Raw genomic sequence first — 23384 nt, 5'->3', positions numbered from 1 at the left:
AAGACTGGAGCCCTACGCGCTCCGGAGCCGGTCTTAGCGCAGCCCGGTGGGCCGAGCAAGTGCCAGCGAAATAAGTTCGTCGATCAGCTCGGTGTACGGCAGCCCGGATTTGGCCCACATCTGCGGATACATGCTGATGGGAGTGAACCCGGGCATGGTGTTGATCTCGTTGATGATCAGCTCGCCGCCGGGGGTATAGAAGAAGTCCACGCGGGAGAGTCCTTCGCCGCCCACGGCGTCGAAGGCGACTCCGGCCAGCCGGCGGACCTGTGCGGAAATGTCCGGCGGCAGATCGGCCGGGCAGCTCAGCTCCACCGCAGTCCCGTCAACGTACTTGGCTTCGAAGTCATACCACTCGTGTCCGCCGTCCTGGACGGCGATCTCACCGGGCTGGCTGGTGCGCGGATCTTCCGTCCCGCGGCCCTGGAGAACAGCAACCTCGATTTCCCGGCCGACTATCCCGGCTTCTACAACAACTTTGGGATCGTGCAGGCGGGCGGCTTCAATGGCCGCCGGCAGCTGCGCCGGATCCGTCACCCGCGTGATGCCCATGGAGGATCCCGCCCGGGCCGGCTTCACGAACAGCGGGAAGGCGAGAGAACCTGCACGGTTCAGGCAGGCCTGCGGATCCCGCAGCCACTGCCGGTCGGTGATGACTTCGTAGGGTCCCACCGCCAGGCCGGCCGATTCAAAGACAACCTTCATGTAGTGCTTGTCCATCCCCACCGCGGAGGCCAGCACACCGGCTCCCACGTACCGCACGTCAGCCATTTCGAGCAGTCCCTGCAGGGTGCCGTCCTCGCCGAACGGTCCATGCAGCAGCGGCAGCACAACGTCGATCCGGCCCAGGCTGCGCGGCAGGCTGCCAGGGGCGTGGGCCACCAGTTCACGGCTGTTGTCCTGGGATGAGAGCACTACAGATTCCTCGGACGCAGGAACTTCGGGCAGGGTTGCCGAGCGCAGGGACCACTGCGCCGGATCAGCCGAGACGAGGCTCCACTGCCCGTTTTTCGCGATGCCGATGGGAACGACGTCGTACTTGGCGGTATCGATGGCCTGCAGCACTCCCGCTGCAGTCACGCAGCTGACCGAGTGTTCGCTGGAGCGGCCGCCGAAGAGCACGGCTACGCGCGGCCGGTTTGAAGCGCCGGCCGGAGCGGCAGCAGATGGGAATTCAACACTCACTGGGCGGACACACCTTCGGATTTCAGTTCGCGGGCCAGCAGCCGCGGGCCCAGTTCATCCACAGTAATTGCGCCCTGCAGTACGGCGACTACGTTTTCGGTAATGGGCATGTAGACGCCCAGCTGGGTAGCGCGGTCCAGGACGGCCTGGGCTGATTTGATGCCTTCTGCGGTCTGCGTCATGGACGCGTTGACCTCGGCGAGGCTCAGGCCCTGGGCCAGCAGGGTCCCCGCAGTGTGGTTACGGGAGAGCGGCGAGGAGCAGGTGGCAATCAGGTCACCCATGCCGGCCAGGCCGGACATGGTTTCAGCGCTGCCGCCCAATGCCAGTGCCAGCCGGGTGGTCTCGGCCAGTCCCCGCGTCATCACCGATGCCTTGGTGTTGTCACCCATTTTTTTGCCGTCACAGATGCCGACGGCCAGGGCGATCACGTTCTTGACGATGCCGCCGATCTCCGTCCCCACGACGTCGGTGTTGGTGTACGGCCGGAAGTAGGGGGCGGTGCAGGCTTCGGCAATCCATCCGGCGGTGTCCAGGTCCGTGCAGGCCACCACGGAGGCAGTGGGCTCCTGGCGGGCGATTTCCATGGCCAGGTTGGGGCCTGAAACCACCGCAATCCGGTCTGCCGGCATACCGAGTTCCTCGGCGATTACCTGGCTCATCCGGGCATCGGTGCCCCGCTCCAGCCCCTTCATCAGGGATACAACGACGGCGTCATCCGGAATCAGGCCGGCAACTTCCCGCAGCTGGGCACGCAGGGACTGTGCCGGGACGGCTAGGACCACCAGATCGGCGCCGGTGAGCACCTCCGCCAGATCGGTAGAGGCACGCAGGTTCTCCGGAAGGACGGTGTCCTTCAGGTACTGGGTGTTTCGGTGGCGTCCGTTGATATCCTGGGCCACTTCGGGGCGGCGGGCCCACAGCCGTACGTCAGTGCCGCGGCGGGCACCGGAATCTGCGGCAATCTTGGCGAAAGCCGTACCCCAGCTTCCTGCGCCCAGGACGGCGACAACGGCGGGGTGTTCACTGCGGGCGGTCACTTTGGAGCCTCCGGTTTGATGTGTGTGGTTGATGTGCCGGAGACGTTGCCGCCGGTCTCGAAAGACCGGCCGATCTGCCGCTGGCCGTTTGCCACCGGGTCCCAGCGGGCCTTGGGCGGCTCGGCTCCGCGAAGTTTGGAGACCATGTCGGTCAGGTCCGACATGATCCGGTCGGTGGCCCCGTCCAGGACGGCCTTACTCAGCGGCTGGTCCGCGAAGTCGGACAGGTCCACCGGCTCGCCCACCACCAGCTGTACGTGTTTACGCGGGAAGAGTGAGGGACGCTTGGCATAGCGCGGGAGCAGTTCCTGGTCTCCCCAATGGGCGATGGGGATTACCGGTACCCCGGTGGTGAGGGCAAGCCGTGCCGCACCGGTCCGGCCTTTCATGGGCCAGAGATCGGGATCGCGGGTCAGGGTGCCTTCGGGGTAGATCACCAGGGCGCGCCCGGCTGCCAGAGCCTCGCGGGCAGCATCCAGGGACCCGGCTGCACCAGCGGTCACGCGTTCCACCGGAACCTGGTTCGTGGACGAGAGCGCCGGGCCCAGCACGGGGACCTTGAACAACGATGCCTTGGCCAGGAAGTGCGGTGGGTGGCCCTGGTTGTAGAGGAAATGCCCCACCACCACCGGATCGATTTCAGTCACATGGTTCGGGCAGACAATAAACCCGGTGTCCTTGGGAAGGTTCTCCGCGCCGTGCCACTGCTTCCTGAGGAAGACATTAAACACCGGGCGCAGGGTCCCGGCGAGCAGCGCGAAGACCACCCGTGACCTTCTCGATTCCTTCATGGCGTCAGGCTACCGGAGTCCGGCGGATACGCCGGAAGCCACGTCAAAGTCAGCGCCGAGTCCCTCCAGCTTGCCCTGGAAGTGTTCGTAGCCGCGGTTGATGAGCTCGATGCCGGTGACTCGGGACGTGCCCTCGGCCGCCAGCGCGGCGATCAGGTGGCTGAAGCCGCCGCGCAGGTCCGGAATGTCGATTTCGGCACCGCGCAGCTGTACGGAGCCTGCGATGACCGCCGAGTGCAGGAAGTTCCGCTGCCCGAAACGGCATGGGACGCTGCCCAGGCATTCACGGTGCACCTGGATATTGGCACCCATGCGGACCAGGGCGTCGGTGAAGCCGAAGCGGTTCTCGTAGACAGTCTCGTGCACGATGGAGACGCCCTCCGCCTGGGTCAGCGCCACGACAAGCGGCTGCTGCCAGTCGGTCATAAAGCCCGGGTGGACGTCGGTTTCCAGCACCAGCGGGTTCAGCGCGCCGCCGGGGTGGTAGAAGCGGATGCCGCCGTCGTCGACGTCGAACGCCCCGCCGATCTTCCGGTAGGTGTTCAGGAACGCGGTGAGGTCCTTCTGGTCCGCACCTTCTACGTAGATGTCTCCCTTGGTGACCAGGGCCGCCGAGGCCCAGGACGCGGCCTCGTTGCGGTCGGGAAGGGCACGGTGGTTGTACCCCGTCAGCTCTGCGACACCTTCAATACGGATGACCCTGTCCGTCTGCACGGAGATGATGGCGCCCATCTTCTGCAGGATGGCGATCAGGTCAAGGATTTCCGGCTCCACGGCTGCGCCGCGCAGCTCGGTGATTCCCACAGCCTTCACGGCCGTCAGGAGAACCTGTTCGGTGGCGCCGACGCTCGGGTAGGGCAGTTCCAGTTTGGCACCGGTGAGGCCCTTGGGCGCGGAGATGGAAATGCCGCCCGGGCGCTTTTCCACCACGGCACCGAAGTTGCGGAGCATCTGCAGGTGGTAGTCAATGGGGCGGTCGCCGATTTTGCAGCCGCCCAGGTCCGGGATGAATGCCTCGCCAAGGCTGTGCATCAGGGGTCCGCAGAGCAGGATCGGAATACGGGAGTCCCCGGCGTGGGCGTCGATGTCCTTGGATGCCGCCGTCTTGGCGTTCTTCGGATCCATGGTGAGGTCACCGGTGACGGGGTCCTTGGAGACCTCCACGCCGTGCAGCTTCAGCAGCGATGTGACAACCTCGACGTCCTTGATTTCCGGAACGTTGCGCAGCAGGGAAGGGCCGTTGCCGAGCAGGGCGGCAACCATGGCCTTGGGGACAAGATTCTTCGCCCCGCGGACCGGCACCTTTCCGGAGAGAGGAACCCCGCCTCGGATCGTAAGGACGCTACCCATGAACACCTGATTTCTTAACTAGATTGGCCCCGAACGCAATAAGAGACTGCAACCAAGCATAGGAGGAAGCGCCTACTTACTGAAATGACTCCGCTCCCCGACAGGGGCCGTGCCGGGGTGATTCCGGTCATGGCTGGCGGAGTGGAAAGCAGATAGGCCCCGCCGTCGCGGGGCCTATCGATTGTATCGAGATCCGGGGACGCCCACGAAACCGGGCGGGGCGCAAATCAGCAGTACCCTGCTGAACAGTTAGCCGGGAAAAACGCCCTGGTAAAGGGCAGGAAGCGTGGTGGGCTTGTAGGACGGACGCAGCGCTTCGAAGCTGGTGATTTCCGACTCATGCCGCAGGGTCAGCGCGATGTCGTCCAGGCCTTCGAGCAGCCGCCAGCGAGTGTACTCGTCAATGTCGAACGGCGCGTTGACGCTGCCGCAGACCACGGTGCGGGCCTGCAGGTCAACGGTGACTTCCGTGCCCGGCGCCTCCTCCAGCACCTTCCAGATGAGCTCAATGTCATCCTGGGCCACTTGGGCGGCCACCAGGCCCTGTTTGCCGGAGTTGCCGCGGAAGATATCGGCGAACCGGGAGGAGAGGACGGCGCGGAACCCGTAATCCTTCAAAGCCCATACGGCATGCTCGCGGGAGGAGCCGGTACCGAAATCCGGTCCGGCCACCAGCACCGAGCCACGGCTGTAGGGCTCCTGGTTGAGGATGAAATCCTCGTTCTTCCGCCAGCCGGCAAAGAGGGCGTCTTCGAAGCCTGTCCGGGTGATCCGCTTGAGGTAGACGGCGGGGATGATCTGGTCCGTGTCCACGTTGCTCTGGCGCAGCGGAACACCTATGCCGGTGTGTGTGGTGATCTTTTCCATAACAGGTTCTCCTATGCAGCGCTGACGGCGTCGACGGCGGCACCCGGCAGCGGGTCCAGGTCAGAGGGCGAGCTGAGGGTTCCGCGGACGGCCGTGGCGGCTGCCACCACCGGCGAGACCAGGTGGGTCCGCCCGCCCTTGCCCTGACGGCCTTCAAAGTTCCGGTTGGACGTGGAGGCGCAGCGCTCCCCCGGCTCCAGCTGATCCGGGTTCATGCCCAGGCACATGGAGCACCCGGCGAAACGCCATTCCGCGCCGAATTCCTTGAACACGCGGTCCAGCCCTTCGGCCTCCGCCTCCAGCCGCACCCGTGCCGAGCCGGGCACCACCATCATGCGGATATCCGGATCCTTCTGCCGGCCGCGGATAATGTCGGCGGCAATGCGCAGGTCCTCAATGCGGCTGTTGGTGCAGGACCCCAGGAAGACAGTGTCCACCCGGATCTCCTTCATGGGCGTACCGGCAGCCAGGTCCATGTAGGTCAGGGCCCGTTCGGCCGCGGCACGGGCGTTTTCATCCGCGAAGTCCTCCGGGGCAGGCACGGCGTCGGAGAGGGAGACGCCCTGCCCCGGGTTTGTTCCCCAGGTAACGAAGGGCTCCAGCTCATCGGCGTTCAGGAACACCTCAGCGTCGAACTGTGCGTCTTCATCCGTTGCCAGCGACCTCCAGTGCTCGACGGCGGCGTCCCAGTCCCGGCCCTGCGGTGCGTGCGGACGTCCTTTGAGGTAGGCGAAGGTGGTGTCATCCGGCGCCACCATACCGGCACGGGCACCGGCTTCGATGGACATGTTGCAGATGGTCATCCGTGCTTCCATGGACAGCGAGCGGATAGCAGAGCCGCGGTATTCCAGCACGTAGCCCTGGCCGCCGCCGGTGCCGATCTTGGCGATCACGGCAAGGATGATGTCCTTCGAGGTCACCCCGGGACGCAGAGTCCCCTCCACGTTGATGGCCATGGTCTTGAACGGCTTCAGGGACAGTGTCTGGGTGGCCATGACGTGTTCCACTTCAGAGGTTCCAATGCCCATTGCCAGAGCGCCGAAGGCTCCGTGCGTGGAGGTGTGCGAGTCTCCGCAGACCACCGTCAGCCCGGGCTGCGTCAGGCCCAGCTGGGGGCCGACCACGTGCACAATGCCCTGCTCGGCGTCCCCGAGGGGATGCAGCCTGACTCCGAACTCGGCGCAGTTGGCCCGCAGCGTTTCAATCTGCGTGCGGCTCACCGGGTCTGCGATCGGCTTGTCGATGGCCAGCGTGGGCGTGTTGTGGTCCTCGGTGGCGATGGTCAGGTCCGGGCGGCGCAGCCCCCTGCCGGCCAGTCGCAGCCCTTCAAAGGCCTGCGGGGAGGTCACCTCATGGATAAGGTGCAGGTCAATGTACAGAAGGTCGGGGGCGCCGTCCTCGCCCTTGTGCACTACGTGCTCATCCCAGACTTTCTGTGCAAGCGTCCTGCCTGCTACATGCTCAGCCATGCCGGTACCCCTCGTTGAGATCTTGTGCTGCGTTCCTTAAGGGAACCAGCCCACGGAGCCGGCGGTCCAGCTTTTCAACTTGCATCTCAGATAGTGAGACGGCAGTATCAGTGTATGGACACTGCAAGCGGGGTAGGCGTTATCGACAAGGCGGCGATGGTGCTGGATGCACTTGAAGCGGGGCCGACCACCCTTGCACAGCTGGTGTCTGCCACCGGGCTTGCCCGCCCCACCGTGCACCGGCTGGCATTGGCGCTGGTCCACCACCGTCTGGTGGGACGCGATATCCAGGGCCGCTTTGTCCTGGGCGGACGCCTCGTGGAGCTGGCCTCCGCCGCCGGAGAGGACCGGCTCATCGCCTCCGCCGGGCCCGTATTACTGCAGCTGCGCGATATCACCGGCGAAAGCTCGCAGGTATTCCGCCGGCAGGGTGAATGGCGGGTGTGTGTCGCGTCAGCGGAGCGGCCCATCGGCCTGCGTGACACCATCCCCGTGGGCACCCAGCTCTCCATGAAGGCCGGCTCGGCCGCCCAGTGCCTGCTGGCGTGGGAGGACCACGACCGCCTGCTGGAGGGGCTGCACAATGCCCGCTTCACCCCCACCGTGCTGGCCGGCGTGCGGCGCCGCGGGTGGGCCCAGAGCCTGGGCGAACGCGAACCCGGCGTTGCCTCGGTTTCGGCTCCCGTGCGTGGACCGTCCGGCCGGGTGATCGCCGCTGTGTCGATTTCCGGCCCGATCGAACGCCTGACCCGCCAGCCCGGACGTATCCACGCCGAAGTGGTAGCCAAGGCCGGCGCCCAGCTCACCGAGGCGCTGCGCAAGAACGCGGACTAGGCCTATTCTGGGAGCCTCCAATGCACGGGAGGCACCATGAAGCGGATGCGCGTGCTGTGGAACATTGTCCGGGTGACCAACGCGGATTACGTGCTCTACGGCTTCCTGATTGCCCTTGGCACCGCGGCTTTGTTGCTGCCCCGGTTCGAGCCCGGCATTCCGGATTTCGGGGACAGCCTCTGGTACCTCTTCAGTTCCTTTACCACCATCGGGTTCGGAGACTATGTAGCGGTCACCTTTGCCGGCCGGCTGATAACCGTAGTGGTGGCGCTCTACGGCATCCTGGTGGTCGCCCTGCTGACCGGCATCATTGTGGGCTTCTACAATGAACTGCTCCGAATCCGCTCCCGAACCTCGCTGAACGATCTGGTGGATGAGCTTGAGCACCTCCCGGACCTGTCCCGGGACGAGCTGGACTCCCTGGCCCGACGCATCCGGGAGCGGCATATCATGCGCTGACCGCCTGGATCGGTTTGGCCTGCACAGCTCAGCCGGCGAAGTGGTCCCAGCCCATGGCCTGGGGCGCCTCGCCGCCTACCGTTACACCGCAGCCGTCCTGCACAATGCCCATCCGGACAAATCCCTTTGGCAGCACGGCACCGGGCGGGAACGTGGCCAGCAGGCCATGATCCTCTCCCCCGCCCAGCACCCAGTCCAGTGGATCGGTTCCCAGCCTCTGTGCTGCGGGCGCGAGCAGTGCCGCACGGTTACGGACGTACTCCGCGTCCAGGTCAATTCCGACGCCCGATGCCCGGGCTATCCGGCCGGCGTCCCGCACCAGCCCGTCGGAAACGTCCAGCATCGCCGTTGCGCCCGCCGCCGCCGCCCGCGGGCCCAGGTGTATCGGCGGATGCGGCCGGTTCTGGGACGCGACCAGGGTGGCAAGAAGCTGGTCCGGCTCTTCCCGGACGGTTGAATAGTCCAGACTGCTCTCCAGCACTGCCAGCCCACCGGCTGCGGCCCCCAACGCTCCGGTAAAGCCCAGGACGTCACCGGGCCGCGCTCCGGAGCGAAGGACGGGTGTCCGTCCTTCGAGGTCACCGGTTACGGCTGCGGTGACAACAATCTGGCTGCCGCGGCCGAGGTCTCCGCCCACAACCGAGCACCGCCCGGTATCGAACATCAAGGACGTCACTGCCCCTGCGAGGCCGCTGGCCAGGTCCTCCACCCACGCGACCTCCGTGCTTCCGGGCAGGGTCAGGCTGACCACGAGGGAAGTGGGCACAGCACCCATGGCATTGATGTCGGAGAGATTCTGGGCTGCGCATTTCCAGCCGACTGTGTATCCGCCGGTACGGTAGCCCGAGGGCCACATCAGGCGGAAATCCGCATCCTGAACCAGGGTGTCGATGGAGATCACCGTACGACCGTCGGGAGCGGCGATCACCGCAGCGTCATCGCCGGGACCAATGAGGGCGGTGGTGGGACCGAGCCTGGGGAAGATCCGTTCCAGCAGCTCCGCCTCACCAAGCTGGCCCACGCACAGTGGATGCGCAATCACATCAGATCCTTATCCTTCGCGGTCCCCGACCCTATCCGGGCCGGATGTCACAGCCAGGCCGTACCGACTTGCCCCTTGCTCGGCCCGAGTTAACAAACGCCTCGAAGCCCGCCAGCAAGAAGGTCACTTACCCTGGAGCACTCTACGCGTCTGGTCATAGAAATCTGAAACGTAGTGGAACGGCGAAGGTCCCCACTTATGCAGCGAATCACCGATGACGTGATCCTTCGAATATTCAATAAATCGAACGCCCCGATACGAGGCAGCAATATCGTAAAGATGATCCAAAACCTCGTTGTGAAACTCGACCAATCGGCCACCAAGAGCATTGCCGCGATCGTCAGTTGAGGCCCAATACGCACGACTAACATAAATTCGGTCAGCGGCGACGCTTTGCAGTAGCATCTCGAAGCCCTTCTTAAAGAGACCATAATACTCATCCGAGCCAACCAACACCAGATCGTCGGACTCGGGTGTAAACCCACATCTCTGGAGCTCCGGCGAGTAGGTAATATAACTGCCGTTTATTCGAACAAGCGGCAGCCTCTCGTCAATAAAATCAACTAGCAAGATATCGAACGATGCCTCTTCTAAAAGATGTGCAAGAGACTTCTCGTGGTCATACGTCACCATGCGTCGTTGAAAAGCGCTTGGATTTAAAGACACATCCACGGTCGGAATATTCCCCGGAGGGACAGAAAATGCACTTCCCATGGCGGACCGAGATACATAATCCACCAGCTCAGGCCCGTCTGCGCCATAAAAAGCATCTCGAGATATACAGCTACCGTAGATAAACACGCGCGGAGTTTTCGCGTCAGGACAAACACTCACTGGAGAAGCCCCAGGCCGAGTAGATAAACTACCCACAGGATGACCAAATCCGTCAAACAGGTCAGCCTTCACCGTATCGAATTCGACCCACTCAAAGACTCGGAACGTCGCACTGGCAATCGTGCTGAGCGCCACCCGGACGCCATCCTTATAGAGCGCCACTACAGCGGTAACACCACCGAATCCCTCAACTAAATTGTTCAATTCGACTTCAATGCGTGAACCTGCAGGATTCGCTCTTACCGTGAGGGTAACCGGCACCGCATCTCGCCATACTTCACGGAGGTCCAACGGCAACCGATTGAAATTAGAGGGGAGAATACCATGTTCAATTAGGTTGTTGTAGACCACTCGGACGCTTCGCTGTGGATCCAGCATCTCACCAATGACTGAAGCAATCAGTGCTTTTTCCGGCACTGCGTGGCCTTCGCCGAAGGCTGATATCACAACGGACTGATTCGAAGAATTCGAATAAAGGCCATTGCCTCTATATGACAACCCAGATGAGTCTAGGTAGGGTGCTAGATGAGACTTTACGTGCCAGTCATTGTAGTTCTGCAGATATAAAAGGCGGTGTCCGCGGAAATCAACATTCTTCGAAGTAATTCCGGCGTCCGACAGATTGGATACATCATCTTTAGCTCGAGGACTGGCCTTATGATTCGGCAGCGCCACCTTCAGGAACCCGTGAACGGACGAGGGCACATAATCTGTAATGGATGTCTGGGGATTCCACACGAATGCCGATGCCTTGCTTCCTAGACGACTTGCATAATACATGGATGCAAACCCGCCCCCAGAACCACCAATGAGCAGGAGATGCATAGCCGCACGATCGGAAAGCAACTCTAAAAGTTCCCTAATTGAATCCTGAACCCTACCGCCCTCATAGCCGGCATACCACGCAAGCCCAAGGTCTTCAGACAAATTCAGAGTCGGATCCGAGATTGCCATGTAGGGAACACCCAGTTGGCTACCTAGAGTAGCACCGGAGAAGTACGGCGGTTTAGTGCCCTCGCGGTTAGTCAAAGCCCCCGAAAAAAAGACGGGTAACGTGCGGCCTACCGATTTGGCATTGACGGCAGAACTCAGATAAACATCCAGGACATTGCCGTCAACGAGAGAGATAGAGTGGACGCCCTCACCCCACTCGCCGGATTCGGCAAAGACTCTCAAGGACGCCCACGTGCGTACCCGAGACCCCCATTTGCTGTAATCGCGTTCAACCAGGCGTCCAGGAATTGTCGATGTCAACGCTGCTTACCCCTTCAGCTGTGGTCCGTCGATCTGACGTATAAGTCTGATCTCCGCACCCATCGTATGGTCAAAGGCTGTCTGCTGTCTCACCCTTCGCGCAGCAGCAGCAGACATTTCCTTAAACCTCTCAGGTGCCTCCCAAAGGTCCGCTATACCCTGAGCCATAGCTTTTGCATCATCCCCAGGCGCCAGGATCCCTGATTCTTCGTCAACAAACTCAGGGATCGCAGTTACAGCGTTAGTAACGGGGACCAATCCCGAGGACATGGCCTCATCACGCGAGACACCCTGGGAGTCCATACGTGTCGGTGTAAGGAAAATTCCGTGTTCCTTATGGACACGTGCTATCGAATCTTGAGTTAGAAAACCACGCTCAATAGTGACGTTATCCAGCGACCGCAATGGCTCCAGCACGGAATCGAACAATGGCCCGTCACCCAATATCTTAAACTGCGCAGAGCCGAATAGCGGGTGATCGCGCAGATGTAAAATCGCATCAACCGTAAGATCGTTAGCATACTTTCGCGATGCAAACGGTCGAATACTTAACAGTTTGAACCTGGCGTCTTCATCCTTGGGTATGTAATCGAATATATCCGTGTCAATAAAGTTATGGATCACCGAGTAGGAGTTATTAGGCAGCACAATGCCTACATCTTCCATAACCTCGGATGCAAAGTACTTGGAGACAAAGACAAAATGAAGGTGAGGGTGCAGGTTCCCGAATACGTCCCGCCACAGAGTCATTCGTGACTCGCTGGCGGCCTTGGCCTGAGTCCGCTGGTCTTCGTTTTCAAAGTTGAAATCCCGCCGGTGCCACGGTTGTACCTCTGCTCCGTGAACCCAGACGATGACAGGGACCTGGGGAATCGCCGCCTGAAGGACACTCCACATGGCAGCGTCCAGAAAGTGCACTAACACGCCCGAAAAATCATTGCCGTCCAGGACGGAAGCCAGATCACTCTCATCGCCCACAATCACGTCCACACCTTCGAACTCATAGCTCGTTCGAGTTCCGCGGCTGTTGAGACAAAACACGACTGGTTCAATGCCTGCCGCTCTGTAGCTACGAACTCGGCTGTGTACAAACGCGTTTCTATACAGATCATCGTGGGAGGGATAGACATTCGTGAGCACCAGATGCCGGCCAGCTACCTTCACGGGTGTTTTGCGTGCTGGAGCCTCTACCGGGGCAAAGGCAAATCCGCGGATCTCCATCACGCCGCTTCCTTGCACTCGGAGACCTAAGTGAACCTGCGCCGTCCCTAGCGGCACCTCAATTTCGTGATTAGTATTCACTGCCAGAATCCGACTACTAATGCGCGCCCCTGCATCATCTAGAAACAGGACGACTAGTGAACTCATTATACCAACGCCAACCAGAGCGTTGACAGAGACGCTTTCATTTACCGGATTAAGTTGGTCGATGTCAAGCGGCGTACGCGCGTAGATATAGGCGTGCTTTTCAGCTTCGAGTTCCGAACGCACCAAAGCGCCGTTCACAGAGTGATCTACCCACACCGACTTTGCAATAGCCCGCGCTGGAAATTCACCCAGCAGCTGATCTGAAGCAATACCGCTCGAGATCTCATAGTCATGCATCTGAACCGGAACTTCTTCTGCAGCACGAAGCAGATCGTCGATTGCCATGCCCAGGCTAATCTTCTCGTCCCACAAATGCGTGTCTAAGAGTTCTTGTGCCGGCATTGCAAAGTCGAATGATGGTGCCACCAGGATTGAACCCGCTACTACCCTCTGAGTCGCGGACTCCGCAGTATCAAGCACTACCTCAGCAAAATGATGTGTTGCCACAACGCTCGACGCGAGAAGTGACGACGAGGGCCTTCTGAAGGCTGACTTCAGGCCCAAACGATCAGACGGATCACTGCCGTCACGGGCCACACACGAAACGCCGAGCTGCATGAGGTACATCGCGTCTGACAAATATTGAGAACCGTAATGTGCCTCAGACACCCAAAACGCGGTGTACGCGGTCTCGCTCAAATCGCCGATACGGAGCGACGAGGTACTCATCGGGATATAGCGTATTTGCCGGGACTTGCTACATGATCCGAGATCCAGATCATCAGCGATAAGAACGACCAGCTTCTTTTCGGCCCACACCTGGTTCTCGAACTGTCCAACAACCTTCTGCACCTCATCGACGCTGTTGGCAAGGCAGATGACTGTGACTCCCCCTAAAGCCCGCTGCGGTCCTTCTGGCCAGATCTTGGAAGAGAGATATTCAAGGCGCGACGTTGTCGTATGTTCGGCAAGCACCTTTCGAAGTGCAAGGTGACGGACGTATGCCGCGTATGCATTTTCTCGGACCGTACCGTCGTTACCCATCAATTGCTGAATAGACGCGTCGATGGTGCCAGCGTCATCCGACGAGATCACCAAATCACCAAACATAAGTCGCAGGCCGCGTGAGTAATTGCTAACAACATGAGTGTCGCAAAGAATAAGGTCGAACACCCTCCGAGCAAACATGCTCTGTGATTCTTTGACCGAATTCAAATTTACGCCAAAGTCGTATCCCTTGTATGACCTAGCAATGTCAGCGTATGGCAGTCCACCCTTAATCATTGTTCGGTACTTCTCTGGGTATAGATATGCAGGGTCGTCACTACCGAAATTGCGATCAAATATCGCAACATCACCCAGCGCGGAAACACCTGTCATAATCGAGTCGAAGTCTTTTTGGCGGTCTGGATAGCGGGCATAATACGCCCCCGCGAAACTTGCCGTGGGCTGCCGATTGTATTCTTGGACCGGGGAATGAAGCAAAGGCTCACAGAAGAACGGCATAAGATAGACGCTATTGTGATTCAGCATGGACTTGTAACGTTCTACCGAGTCAAGATCGGTAGTAAATACATAGTCGAAAAGCGACGCCGTGGAGATGAACGATCCGTAGTGGACCGGGTCTTCCTTGTTCCAAAAAACCGTAGGCAGACCTGCATTCTTAAACCAGCGCACCAGCGCCACCAGCTCAGGCGAGACGCGGTGCACTTTGTCGGTCCATTGCCCCGAGTTGCCCCGCCAGGCTGACTCGACCACGAGTACATCCGGCTTGAACTTCTCAAGTTGGGCGTCCCAGCCTGAGAGGGATAACTGTAATAGCTCACAGGCCTTCCCGAAAGCCGATCCCGTAAACTCATCCATAATGCCAGCGACGCGCAGACTTCTGACGTTTTTGGTGGGAGATTTTCTTGACTTGCCCACGAAATTCGCGCCTGAATCAGGACATGACTGTACCGCGGCCTTCTCTAGGGCGCTTAGCGTCCCAGAGAATGCCTTGGACTCCTCACGCAGCATATGGTTTTCTGCACGGAGCAGTGCCAATTCAGCGTCGTAGGCTCCATCCTTTGCATCAATGATCCGGGCTGCCGCACCAAGTCGGCCCTTGAGATCGTTCAACTCGGCCAGTAGAACGGCATTGCGTTCCGACGCCGCAAGCTCCGCTCCAAGTTGTTCTATCGACAGATTTTCATTTTCGGTAGCCAAGTTATTTTCCCGTGGTAGCGATTTTAGTCTTGATCTTTCGGAGGATGCCGTGAATTCGGTGGGCTCCTGGGACACGTCGTGAGGGGGCACGAGATGTATTGCTCTGTAGCTTGGTGTGGTCCGGCTGCAGTCCCTCAACCTTTGCTGTCATCTCAGCAAGCTGAAGTTTGAGCTTTCTATTCTCACGTCCATATTCGCCTCTGGAGACCATCAGCTTCCGCACTTCGTCTTCTTTATCGGCATTTTCGTCTTCAATCATTCGGAGAGATGCTGAGAGCCGGCTATTTTCTGTGCGCAGCTGCTGGACGATGCTAGCCGCTTCCTGGAGGGGACGTCCCGTGAGAGCTTGAAATTCGGTCTCCAGCCCCTCCTGTTCGCGGAACTTGGCCGCAACCTCGAGATCCTGCCATCCCTTCAGCCTTCGGCTCCTGGCGTTGATGTCGCCTTCTAACCGCTCAGCCCGGCTTGTAACAACCTTGTATTGTTCAGACAGCTCTATAAATGCTTTTCGCTCAATCTCGAGAGTCGAGGCCAACGAGTCCAAACGGAGCTGCAGGACTGCGGACGTCACGCTGTCCGAAGAGACCTGCCTAGATTGAGCACTAGGGGCCGGACGCTGATCGTCCAATTTGGCCATAATGCGATTGTAAGTCTCAGTTGAGAGCCGTTCCGCATATCGGCTGACCTGACGGATTGTCGACTCCTGCGAGCGTTGAGTAACTATCTGTTCGGCCACAGTGAGCCCGAGGAATGCGACGGCGCGACGCAACTGTTGGCTCGAACGTGTTGGGAAAAAGACATAGGTGGGGGTGGCGTTGTACTCCCCAAATATTGAGTACCCAAGTGGAGTCAAGAAACTCTCAATCTGAGCAACCGCATCAGGGGTCATCGCTTCGATGACAACAACGGGCATGTCTCTTTCAAGAACTTCTCGGGCCCCTAGTAGCACTTGATAGTCCATGCCCTCCGCGTCAATCTTGATCAATCCGACCGTGTCGGAAACGAGGGCGTCAAGCGGCTTGACCTCAATATCTCCATCTACGCGGAGGCTCAGGCTAGTTCCGCCGTAATTGTTCTCGTCGAACTGCGCTATTTCTGCTAGGGCCTCTTCGTAGCCTAAGGCAACCTGATGGACCGACACGAGATCCGACAGTTTATTCCGGGAAACGTTCGACCTTAGTATCTCCGCTAATAGCGGTACGGGCTCTACTGCGATGACTTTGCATTTAAGAACTCCCGCAAAGAAGACCGTATGGTTACCGATGTTTGCTCCCACATCGACTACGGTGTCCCCAGGCCTTATAACTCTCTTCAATGCGCGTAGCAGTTCCGCCTCGTAGAACGCGCCACATTGAAGGAGATATTTGCCGATATGGTCATCGCTCGATGGTACGCGGATACGGAAGGCCGCGGACCCTTCTTCAACAGTGGCTATCGGCATATCCCCGGTCAATCCCGAGCTCATAGGCGCTTCCAACTCGACCCCCACGTGAACATATAAAACATCCTATTTTGACTCTTTTCCCGCAGCTTCATATAAGAGCGAGACCGGCCCCGCATGCTTCTACCGTTCAATCGAATTCTACGGGACTCACGGCGTCCCAGACCGCCAAAATCCGAGAAGACAATTGGTATCCAATACTTGGAGTCAGCATAGCTTCATCTAAGCGCCCCTCCAACCCGAGAGGAATCAAGTCAGCCATACTCGGCTCCATACAGCGAAGCTCACGCAGCGCCATTCTCGCCTCAGCCGCTACGTATGTAGCCAGGTCAGGCCAAGCCATTTTTTGTTCACGGCCCGATCGCCGGCCGTGAACCTTCGCTGAGGCCGCACGTTGCGAATCCTCCCAGGCTGCGGTTGATTCGTCTGCGACACGGTAGGGCTGTTCATCGCGCAGCGCCTCGAAAGGGTCTTTGGGGCCATCAAAACGGAAGGTTGCTAGTTCAGGATCAAGTCCGACTAGCACATCGTAAATTACCCGATTACTCGCACGTTCTGAATAACTCAGTGATCTCGACGCAGCAAGGAGATCAGCGGAAAGGAGCGGATACCAAGTTAGGCGGTCATGATAGAAAGTGAACCCGCGAAGTCCGCAATGTGATCTATTCCGGTTAAACATATAATGGTCTTCGACCTTTTCACGCACAGAAGAAGAGGGATAGGACTCGAGCTCTTCTGCAAAGGCAGAAACCAACTGACCCAACTGTTCGGGTGCATATCGGTCTTTGACCGCTATGGATGTTATGAACCTCTCGGCAAACTCCCGCGTACCTTCAACGTGACCTATATGACGTTCAAGAACAGGGGCCCAGAATGATCGAAATATTTCCCCGTTGGCTCCACCCATACTTATGCTCGTACGGTTCTTACCTTCATTGCTCCATGCTCCAGCCGCCATTCTATGATACTCACCGAAAAAATAGCTACGCCAGAATCGCAGGTTATCTTCCAGAGTCAGGGGATGCTGTTCCACCATGTCGCCAGTGAAATAGGAGGCACCATAGGCATGCACAAGGCCTGCCGCTATTTCGACATCGTCAGAGTTCGGAACACGCGAGGTATTCACTCGTGCTTTTTCTTCCCACCCAGGGACACGAGTCACTGCCCCGAAAACTAGGCGGCTGTCTTTACCCCCGCTCAGGTCCAGCACTATAGTATCGAATAGATCAGTATTGACAACGGCGCGGCTATTCTCGATAACTTTTTGGGTACCGGCGTCGATTAGCTCGGCATACGACCTCTTCTGCGGGCCCACAGCCTGCACGAACTCATCTTTTTCAGACCACAGAATTGAGGCATTTGTGATGACCACGTCGCTAGACATCGGGACGAGACGGACGCCGTCTATCAGTGTTTCTTTCAGTGCGGACTGCTGGGTGAATAAGCCATGATCACTAAAAAAGTTCGCGATAACCGCAGCGGGATTGAGACGTATCCTCTGTGAAAAGGCCGCCATTACGATCTTGTGTAAATGAAGCCTGTTGCTCACGATGGCGAGTGCATCATGCTGCGACGTAAAACTGTGACCATAACCAAAAAGGTCAGTTTTGACAACTACGCATCCTGCCCGCACATCGAAAGTTGTATATGTTCCGGTTTCCGGATCAATATTTTCGAAAACTGCCCGAGAAATGCCCTCACTCGGGACAATAAGATCCCGTTCTTTCATACCTATACCGGACATTCCAAAGATCCCATATTCATCGGAGTTCACACCTTGGCTGGATGCTGCGACAAAAACGGTACTGCCGGTAGTTTCATCTCCGACCACGCGCACGTAAAAACCGAGCGCTTCCAATCTGCGAAGCGCCGGCGTGATGTCTCCGTCTTCCCTAGCTAGGGCTACGATCGCAAAATCAACATAGGGCGTTGGCAGTGGGAAAAAATCAATCAAAAGAGAACTCCTGATGCAGAACGAGACGTGCTGATCGAGCACCTTGCCATCATACAGAGTTCTAAGTCACGTATGTATTTGTATGATTTGGTTAAAGAAAAAGGTCCTGAACATTTCTGTCCAGGACCTTCCATTGTGACCCCAGCGGGATTCGAACCCGCGTTATCGCCGTGAGAGGGCGACGTACTAGGCCGCTATACGATGGGGCCGTGTACAGTGCTCCCGCCAATATCCGGTGCACTTCCTTGTCGGTTTCAAGAACCGACCTGAAGAGTATTCCATACTCTCCGCCTAGATACCAATTTCAGCTTTCACCGAAGAATCAGTAGCCGCTGGGATACCAGGACTCGAACCTAGAATGACGGTACCAGAAACCGTTGTGTTGCCAATTACACCATATCCCAATGCGCTTTCGTTGAGTCGTTTCCAGGTTTCCCTGGCCGCTCAACCCCTCAGCACGAGATATAACTATACACGCGTTCTGAGGCATGTGCAAAACGGCCCCAGACCTTTCATAGGGGCCCGGCATCGCTCTCGCCGAGAAGGTCCAGGACCTCCTCCAGTGCCCCGACAGTGCGGACCCCGGTAGGCACAGCCGTGGTGCCGCTTCGCACCGGTGAGGGGTTGTCCGTGCGGTCCAGCCAGACGCCCGTCAGGCCGGCGTCGTGCGCGCCGATGGCGTCCACAATCAGGTTGTCGCCCACATACGCCGTCCGTGCCGGCAGGCTGCCGACGAGCCGCGCTCCTTCGTGGAAGATAGCCGGGTCCGGTTTGGCGGCACCGACGGTGTCAATGCCAACCAGCACCCGGATCCGCTCCAGTCCGGCGGCGTCCAGCTTGGCACGCTGGTAATCGTGGACGTTGTTACTGACCGCCCCATAGGCGATGCCCCGTTCATCCAATGCGTCCAGCAGCGGAACCACGTCATCAAAAGCGCAGAAATGACGGGGAAGCATCTGCTCATAGGCATCGTTCCAGGCCCTCGCGGCATCGCTGTCCAGCGGTGCCAATCCAGCCCGTTCGCGGGCATGCTGCAGCCGGAGCACCCGCTGGTCGGCGAAGCTCAGGTGCCCGGCAAGGTAAGCGTCGTAGTGACCTTGCGGGTCGGCGGCGAACAGGGACGTATACGCGTCCCAATCCGCCGCCGTGAAATGTGCCAGGTCTTCCGCACTGACTGCCTGGAGCGTGGTGCCCATGGCAGCCTGCAGGTCCACCAGTGTTTCATCAATGTCGAACAGCACCGCGTCGACAGACCTGGCCATTCTCATGTCCCTACGCGGCGGCGCGGAAGGAACGAATCCGGGCCAAGGAGGAGTCCCGGCCAAGGATGACCATGGACTCGAACAGCGGCGGCGAAATGCGGCGTCCGGAAATGGCAGTACGCACAGGTCCGAAGGCCAGCCGCGGCTTGATGCCCATCTCTTCCACCAGAGCCTGGCGCAGTGCCGCCTGGATGTTTTCCGCGGTCCACTCCTCCACTGCGTCCAGAGCGGTCAGTGCCGCATCTAGCACCTCGGCCAGGTTAGCCGGAAGTCCCTTGCGCGCGTCGTCGGCAACGTCAACGGCGTCGTCGGCCTTGAAGAGGAACCCGAGCATGTCCGGACCCTCGCCGAGCAGCGTGATCCTTTCCTGGACCAGCGGGGCGGCTTCGGTGAGGATTTCCTCTTCCCGGGCGGTCAGCGTCTCCCCCACCAGGCCGGCGTGCTGCAGGTACGGGACCAGCCGGTTGCGGAAGTCTTCGGCCTCGAGCATCCGCACGTGTGTGCCGTTGATGGCTTCGGCCTTCTTCAAATCGAACCGCGCCGGGTTGGCCAGCACGTCGTGGATGTCGAAGTTTTCCACCAGCTGCTGCACGGTGAAGATATCCTCATCCGCGGACAGCGACCAGCCCAGCAGGGACAGGTAGTTCAGCAGGCCCTCGGGGATAAAACCGCGTTCGCGGTGCAGGAAGAGGCTGGACTCCGGATCGCGCTTGGACAGCTTCTTATTGCCGGCGCCCATCACGTAGGGCAGGTGTCCGAACAGCGGCATGTATTCGGCGACGCCGACGTCGATCAGTGCCCGGTAGAGGGCAATCTGGCGGGGTGTGGAGGACAGCAGGTCCTCGCCGCGCAGCACGTGGGTGATCCCCATCAGGGCATCGTCCACCGGGTTCACGAGGGTGTAGAGCGGGGCACCGTTGGCGCGGACCACCACAAAGTCGGGAACCGTGCCGGCCTTGAACGTGATGTCGCCGCGCACCAAGTCAGTGAAGGTAATGTCCTCGTCCGGCATCCGCACGCGCAGCACCGGGGAACGGCCTTCGGCTTTGAAGGCTTCGATCTGCTCGGGCGTCAGATCGCGGTCATAGTTGTCATAGCCGAGCTTGATATCGCGGCCCGCTGCACGGTGGCGCGCCTCGATCTCCTCCGGCGTGGAGTAGGACTCGTAGACGTAGCCGGCGTCGCGCAGCTTGGCGATAACGTCCTGATAGATCTCACCCCGCTGGGACTGGCGGTACGGCTCGTGCGGGCCGCCCACTTCCACGCCTTCATCCCAGGTGATGCCGAGCCACTTCAGCGCGTCGAGGAGCTGGAGGTAGCTTTCCTCGCTGTCACGGGCGGTATCCGTGTCTTCGATGCGGAACACCATGGTGCCCTTGGTGTGCTTGGCGTAGGCCCAATTGAACAGGGCAGTCCGGATCAGGCCGACGTGCGGGGTGCCCGTGGGGGACGGGCAGAAACGCACGCGCACGGGCGTGGCATCGGTAACGGTGGGCAGGTCAGCTAAGGGTGTGGGCGCATTAGTCATGATGCTTCCCAGTTTAGTCTCTTCTGCCTCTACGCATGGCCTAACGTGCGTAGGCGAGGAGCCAAAGGAAGATACCGCCGCCCGCCGCGGTGCCGGCGGCTGCCCCGGCAAGGTGCTGCAGCGGAGATCCTGCCCGCGCGCGCCGCAGGATCACGACGAGCAGTATAAGGACCACGGCAGCAGCCAGCGCTGTCCCCACCGGCCCTGTGAAGAGCAGCGCGGCCAGCGACCCGAACATGACGATGCCGGCACCGAGCGTGACATCCAGCCATGACCAGGCGGTGAATGCGTTGGCCACCAGCAGCACCATAGCGGCCGCCAGCAGCGCAAACACGGCTGCGGAAAGCGCCAGCGGCCCGTCCAGCCACAGAATGAGCCGCTGGAGCATAAAGCCCAGCGCGGCCGCGCCCAGCACTACCGGAGGCAGCGACGACGGACCGAACCGGCGCAGGTCATTGCGCTTTTTCAGGTATGCCACCAGGACCGGTGGAAAGACTCCCAACAGCAGGGCAGCCCCGAGCCCCCAGGGAAGCGCCTGCGCCGGCGCAAAGCTGAGGAACGGAGCGGCCAGGAGCGCGGCCGACCATATCAGGGCAGCCGGCGTTGCTCCGGCATGAAGCCGATGCCGGTCCCTGCCCGCTCCGCGACGCATCAGCTGCGGACGGTGTTTACCAGCCGGCCGATTCCTTCAATGTCGACCTCAAAGCGCTGTCCGTCGCTGATGATTCCGACACCGGCCGGCGTGCCCGTGAGAATAACGTCGCCGGGCAGCAGGGTGAAGGCCTGGGAGACGTAGGAGACCAGCTCCTTGACGCCCCAGATCATCGAACTCGTATTGCCGTCCTGCACCAGCTCGCCGTCCAGGTAACCGCGGACCTCGGTGTTCTCCGGGTCCAGTTCGGTTTCAATCCACGGACCCAGCGGGCAGGAGGTATCAAAGCCCTTGGCGCGTGCCCACTGGTCGTCGGTCCGCTGGGCGTCGCGTGCCGTCAGATCATTGGCGCACGTGTAGCCGAAAATCACTTCGTTCACGCGTTCGACCGGGACGTCCTTGCAGATACGGCCGATGACGACGGCGAGCTCGGCTTCATAGGACACCTCATCAGAGAACGAGGGCAGCACCACGGGATCGTTGGGTCCGATGACCGAGGTGTTGGGCTTGAGGAACATCAGCGGCGCGGGAGGGACGTCGTTGCCCATCTCCGCAGCGTGGTCGGCATAGTTGCGGCCGATACCCACCACTTTGCTGCGCGGAATAATCGGCGCCAGCAGACGTACGTCCTCGAGCTTGTGCCGCTCCCCCGTTAGCTGGACACCCGAAAAGAACGGGTCTCCCTTGATCACGGCAATTTCTTCGTTGCCTTCTTCTCCGCCAACCACGCCGTAGGCGGGGTCACTGTCCTGTACAAATCGAGCAATACGCATGCTTCTAAGCCTAGTGGACAGGGACCGGCTTTGCGCGTGGAGAGCACGCGGGCGGTAGGCCTGGAACCGAACACATATAGTAGTTGGTCAGGAGTGAGTGACCGACGGCATTTCGGGCCGGAACACGCATTGATCTACCATGCCAATCCTGGATGGGATTGCCCTCCTGCTATCTGGAAGTGAGAAGAGTGGCGAACATCTTCATTTACGGCGGCTGCGTCACCCGTGACGCATTCGAGCATATGAAAGACGACCACGTGCTCGTGCACTACGTCGCCCGTCAGTCACTGGTCAGCGCCGCATCGCCGGCGACCACAATCCTGTCCGTAGATACATTAAGCACAGGCTTTCAAAACAGGTCGGTGCGTGGCGACCTGCAATCTTCGCTCCATCCAAGCATCACCAGATTTGCCCCCAAAACAGATCTCTTCGTCTTCGACCTCCTGAGCGAACGACTCGGGGTGTACCGGGTTCCCGGAGGCACATACATCACCAAGTCGGTGGAGTTGGCCAAAACGGGGCTCGTCGCAACGCTCCCCCGGGCGGCCATTGTCATTGCGTTCGGAACTGACGAGCACTTCAACCTGTGGAAAGCTGCAGCAGATGCCCTGGCCGCCAGGCTCAGAACAGCCGGCCTCCTGGACCGTGCGCTCCTCTTCGAAGTGCCCTGGACCGACGTCACGATTACCGGCGAGGTGGTACCAAAGTTCCGCGGCTGGGACGCCTCCCATGCCAACAAGCTGTACGCCAGGTATTACGCCTACATGCGTAGCCTGGGCATACGGGTGGTGTCAGTCCCGGAAGAGCTGGCACTGTCCACGACCAGCCATAAATGGGGCCCTTCGCCGTACCATTTCATCGACGAAACCTATATCTGGATGAAGCACCAGATTCTAGGCATCCTGGAATCGCTAGCGCCGTCGTCGGCAGGGCCTTCTGTGTCTGCCTAAAGCGGCTCGTCCCGTATAGGCGGGTCGTGATTTTGCGCACCGGGTCCGCCGGAAGACTAACGACGGGTTAAACAGGTGAGGCCCGTACCAACACTGGTACGGGCCTCACCCTTCACAATTTGTCCGGCGGTGACCTACTCTCCCACATCCTCCCGGATGCAGTACCATCGGCGCTGTGGGTCTTAG

18 protein-coding genes and 2 tRNA genes are annotated in these 23384 nt (G+C 59.8%); 3 read left to right on the top strand and 17 right to left on the bottom strand.

Annotated elements, in window-relative coordinates; genetic code table 11:
* Positions 1–33: 33 nt before the first annotated feature.
* The 6 genes from QWJ37_RS06705 to leuC form a co-directional block, all read right to left on the bottom strand.
* Positions 34–1185: a D-alanine--D-alanine ligase family protein gene (locus QWJ37_RS06705; RefSeq protein ID WP_290244859.1), complete on the bottom strand. Its 1152-nt coding sequence runs from the start codon at positions 1183–1185 to the stop codon at positions 34–36.
* Positions 1182–2225, bottom strand: coding sequence for an NAD(P)H-dependent glycerol-3-phosphate dehydrogenase (locus QWJ37_RS06700; RefSeq protein WP_290244858.1), 1044 nt, complete (start codon positions 2223–2225; stop codon positions 1182–1184). Before QWJ37_RS06700 ends, QWJ37_RS06705 begins: the two co-directional genes overlap by 4 nt.
* Complete coding sequence (locus QWJ37_RS06695; protein WP_290244857.1) at positions 2222–3016, bottom strand: lysophospholipid acyltransferase family protein; 795 nt, start codon at positions 3014–3016, stop codon at positions 2222–2224. The genes QWJ37_RS06700 and QWJ37_RS06695 overlap by 4 nt, the downstream gene beginning before the upstream one ends.
* 9 nt (positions 3017–3025) lie before the next feature.
* Entirely contained in the window at positions 3026–4366 is a 1341-nt protein-coding gene (gene murA, locus QWJ37_RS06690; RefSeq protein ID WP_227901429.1) for a UDP-N-acetylglucosamine 1-carboxyvinyltransferase, read from the bottom strand.
* Positions 4367–4615: 249 nt separating this feature from the next.
* Positions 4616–5233 carry a 3-isopropylmalate dehydratase small subunit gene (gene leuD, locus QWJ37_RS06685; RefSeq protein ID WP_290244856.1) on the bottom strand — a complete coding sequence of 206 codons (618 nt, stop codon included), beginning with the start codon at positions 5231–5233 and terminating at the stop codon, positions 4616–4618.
* Between the two features lie 11 nt (positions 5234–5244).
* Positions 5245–6702 (bottom strand): 3-isopropylmalate dehydratase large subunit, encoded by a 1458-nt coding sequence (gene leuC / locus QWJ37_RS06680; protein WP_290244855.1) that lies wholly within the window; start codon positions 6700–6702, stop codon positions 5245–5247.
* 114 nt (positions 6703–6816) lie between these two features.
* Between leuC and QWJ37_RS06675 the strand changes: the two genes are divergently transcribed.
* A complete protein-coding gene (locus tag QWJ37_RS06675; RefSeq protein ID WP_227901426.1) occupies positions 6817–7536 on the top strand; it encodes an IclR family transcriptional regulator in 720 nt (239 codons plus the stop codon).
* Between the two features lie 36 nt (positions 7537–7572).
* Positions 7573–7995 (top strand): potassium channel family protein, encoded by a 423-nt coding sequence (locus tag QWJ37_RS06670; RefSeq protein ID WP_290244854.1) that lies wholly within the window; start codon positions 7573–7575, stop codon positions 7993–7995.
* Between the two features lie 28 nt (positions 7996–8023).
* On the opposite strand, the gene thiL is transcribed toward QWJ37_RS06670, so the two are convergent.
* The 11 genes from thiL to QWJ37_RS06615 form a co-directional block, all read right to left on the bottom strand.
* On the bottom strand, positions 8024–9037 hold the full coding sequence (thiL, locus tag QWJ37_RS06665; RefSeq protein ID WP_290244853.1) for a thiamine-phosphate kinase: 1014 nt from the start codon (positions 9035–9037) through the stop codon (positions 8024–8026).
* A gap of 123 nt (positions 9038–9160) precedes the next feature.
* A complete protein-coding gene (locus QWJ37_RS06660; RefSeq protein WP_290244852.1) occupies positions 9161–11125 on the bottom strand; it encodes a DUF6270 domain-containing protein in 1965 nt (654 codons plus the stop codon).
* A 6-nt stretch (positions 11126–11131) separates the two neighbouring features.
* The gene (locus QWJ37_RS06655; protein WP_290244851.1) at positions 11132–14638 is read right to left on the bottom strand and encodes a glycosyltransferase; all 3507 of its coding nucleotides are present in this window, start codon (positions 14636–14638) and stop codon (positions 11132–11134) included.
* Position 14639: 1 nt separating this feature from the next.
* Positions 14640–16103, bottom strand: a complete 1464-nt coding sequence (locus QWJ37_RS06650) for an FkbM family methyltransferase (RefSeq protein ID WP_290244850.1) — start codon at positions 16101–16103, stop codon at positions 14640–14642.
* A 106-nt stretch (positions 16104–16209) separates the two neighbouring features.
* Positions 16210–18075 (bottom strand): hypothetical protein, encoded by a 1866-nt coding sequence (locus tag QWJ37_RS06645; protein WP_290244849.1) that lies wholly within the window; start codon positions 18073–18075, stop codon positions 16210–16212.
* Positions 18076–18169: 94 nt separating this feature from the next.
* Positions 18170–18242 (bottom strand) — tRNA-Glu (locus tag QWJ37_RS06640).
* A gap of 123 nt (positions 18243–18365) precedes the next feature.
* Positions 18366–18437: transfer RNA gene (locus QWJ37_RS06635), tRNA-Gln, on the bottom strand.
* A 108-nt stretch (positions 18438–18545) separates the two neighbouring features.
* Complete coding sequence (locus tag QWJ37_RS06630) at positions 18546–19295, bottom strand: HAD family hydrolase (RefSeq protein WP_290244848.1); 750 nt, start codon at positions 19293–19295, stop codon at positions 18546–18548.
* Between the two features lie 10 nt (positions 19296–19305).
* Positions 19306–20823, bottom strand: a complete 1518-nt coding sequence (gltX, locus tag QWJ37_RS06625) for a glutamate--tRNA ligase (RefSeq protein WP_290244847.1) — start codon at positions 20821–20823, stop codon at positions 19306–19308.
* Positions 20824–20863: 40 nt separating this feature from the next.
* Positions 20864–21475, bottom strand: coding sequence for a hypothetical protein (locus tag QWJ37_RS06620; RefSeq protein ID WP_290244846.1), 612 nt, complete (start codon positions 21473–21475; stop codon positions 20864–20866).
* Positions 21475–22248, bottom strand: a complete 774-nt coding sequence (locus QWJ37_RS06615) for a fumarylacetoacetate hydrolase family protein (RefSeq protein WP_227927595.1) — start codon at positions 22246–22248, stop codon at positions 21475–21477. The genes QWJ37_RS06620 and QWJ37_RS06615 overlap by 1 nt, the downstream gene beginning before the upstream one ends.
* A gap of 188 nt (positions 22249–22436) precedes the next feature.
* On the opposite strand from QWJ37_RS06615, the gene QWJ37_RS06610 reads away from it, so the two are divergent.
* Entirely contained in the window at positions 22437–23198 is a 762-nt protein-coding gene (locus QWJ37_RS06610) for a DUF6270 domain-containing protein (protein ID WP_290244845.1), read from the top strand.
* Positions 23199–23384 lie beyond the last annotated feature (186 nt).

This window comes from Arthrobacter sp. YD2 (assembly GCF_030410475.1).
Lineage (GTDB): Bacteria > Actinomycetota > Actinomycetes > Actinomycetales > Micrococcaceae > Arthrobacter_B > Arthrobacter_B zhangbolii.
The sequence above is the reverse complement of the archived record's forward strand: the minus strand, read 5'-3'. Positions and strand labels throughout refer to the sequence as shown.

Coding starts and splice junctions, on each gene's coding strand:
- QWJ37_RS06695 (WP_290244857.1), bottom strand. CDS start 3,016: ATGAAGGAATCGAGAAGGTCACGGGTGGTCTTCGCGCTGCTCGCCGGG.
- murA (WP_227901429.1), bottom strand. CDS start 4,366: ATGGGTAGCGTCCTTACGATCCGAGGCGGGGTTCCTCTCTCCGGAAAG.
- leuD (WP_290244856.1), bottom strand. CDS start 5,233: ATGGAAAAGATCACCACACACACCGGCATAGGTGTTCCGCTGCGCCAG.
- leuC (WP_290244855.1), bottom strand. CDS start 6,702: ATGGCTGAGCATGTAGCAGGCAGGACGCTTGCACAGAAAGTCTGGGAT.
- QWJ37_RS06675 (WP_227901426.1), top strand. CDS start 6,817: ATGGACACTGCAAGCGGGGTAGGCGTTATCGACAAGGCGGCGATGGTG.
- QWJ37_RS06670 (WP_290244854.1), top strand. CDS start 7,573: ATGAAGCGGATGCGCGTGCTGTGGAACATTGTCCGGGTGACCAACGCG.
- QWJ37_RS06650 (WP_290244850.1), bottom strand. CDS start 16,103: ATGAGCTCGGGATTGACCGGGGATATGCCGATAGCCACTGTTGAAGAA.
- QWJ37_RS06630 (WP_290244848.1), bottom strand. CDS start 19,295: ATGGCCAGGTCTGTCGACGCGGTGCTGTTCGACATTGATGAAACACTG.
- gltX (WP_290244847.1), bottom strand. CDS start 20,823: ATGACTAATGCGCCCACACCCTTAGCTGACCTGCCCACCGTTACCGAT.
- QWJ37_RS06620 (WP_290244846.1), bottom strand. CDS start 21,475: ATGCGTCGCGGAGCGGGCAGGGACCGGCATCGGCTTCATGCCGGAGCA.
- QWJ37_RS06615 (WP_227927595.1), bottom strand. CDS start 22,248: ATGCGTATTGCTCGATTTGTACAGGACAGTGACCCCGCCTACGGCGTG.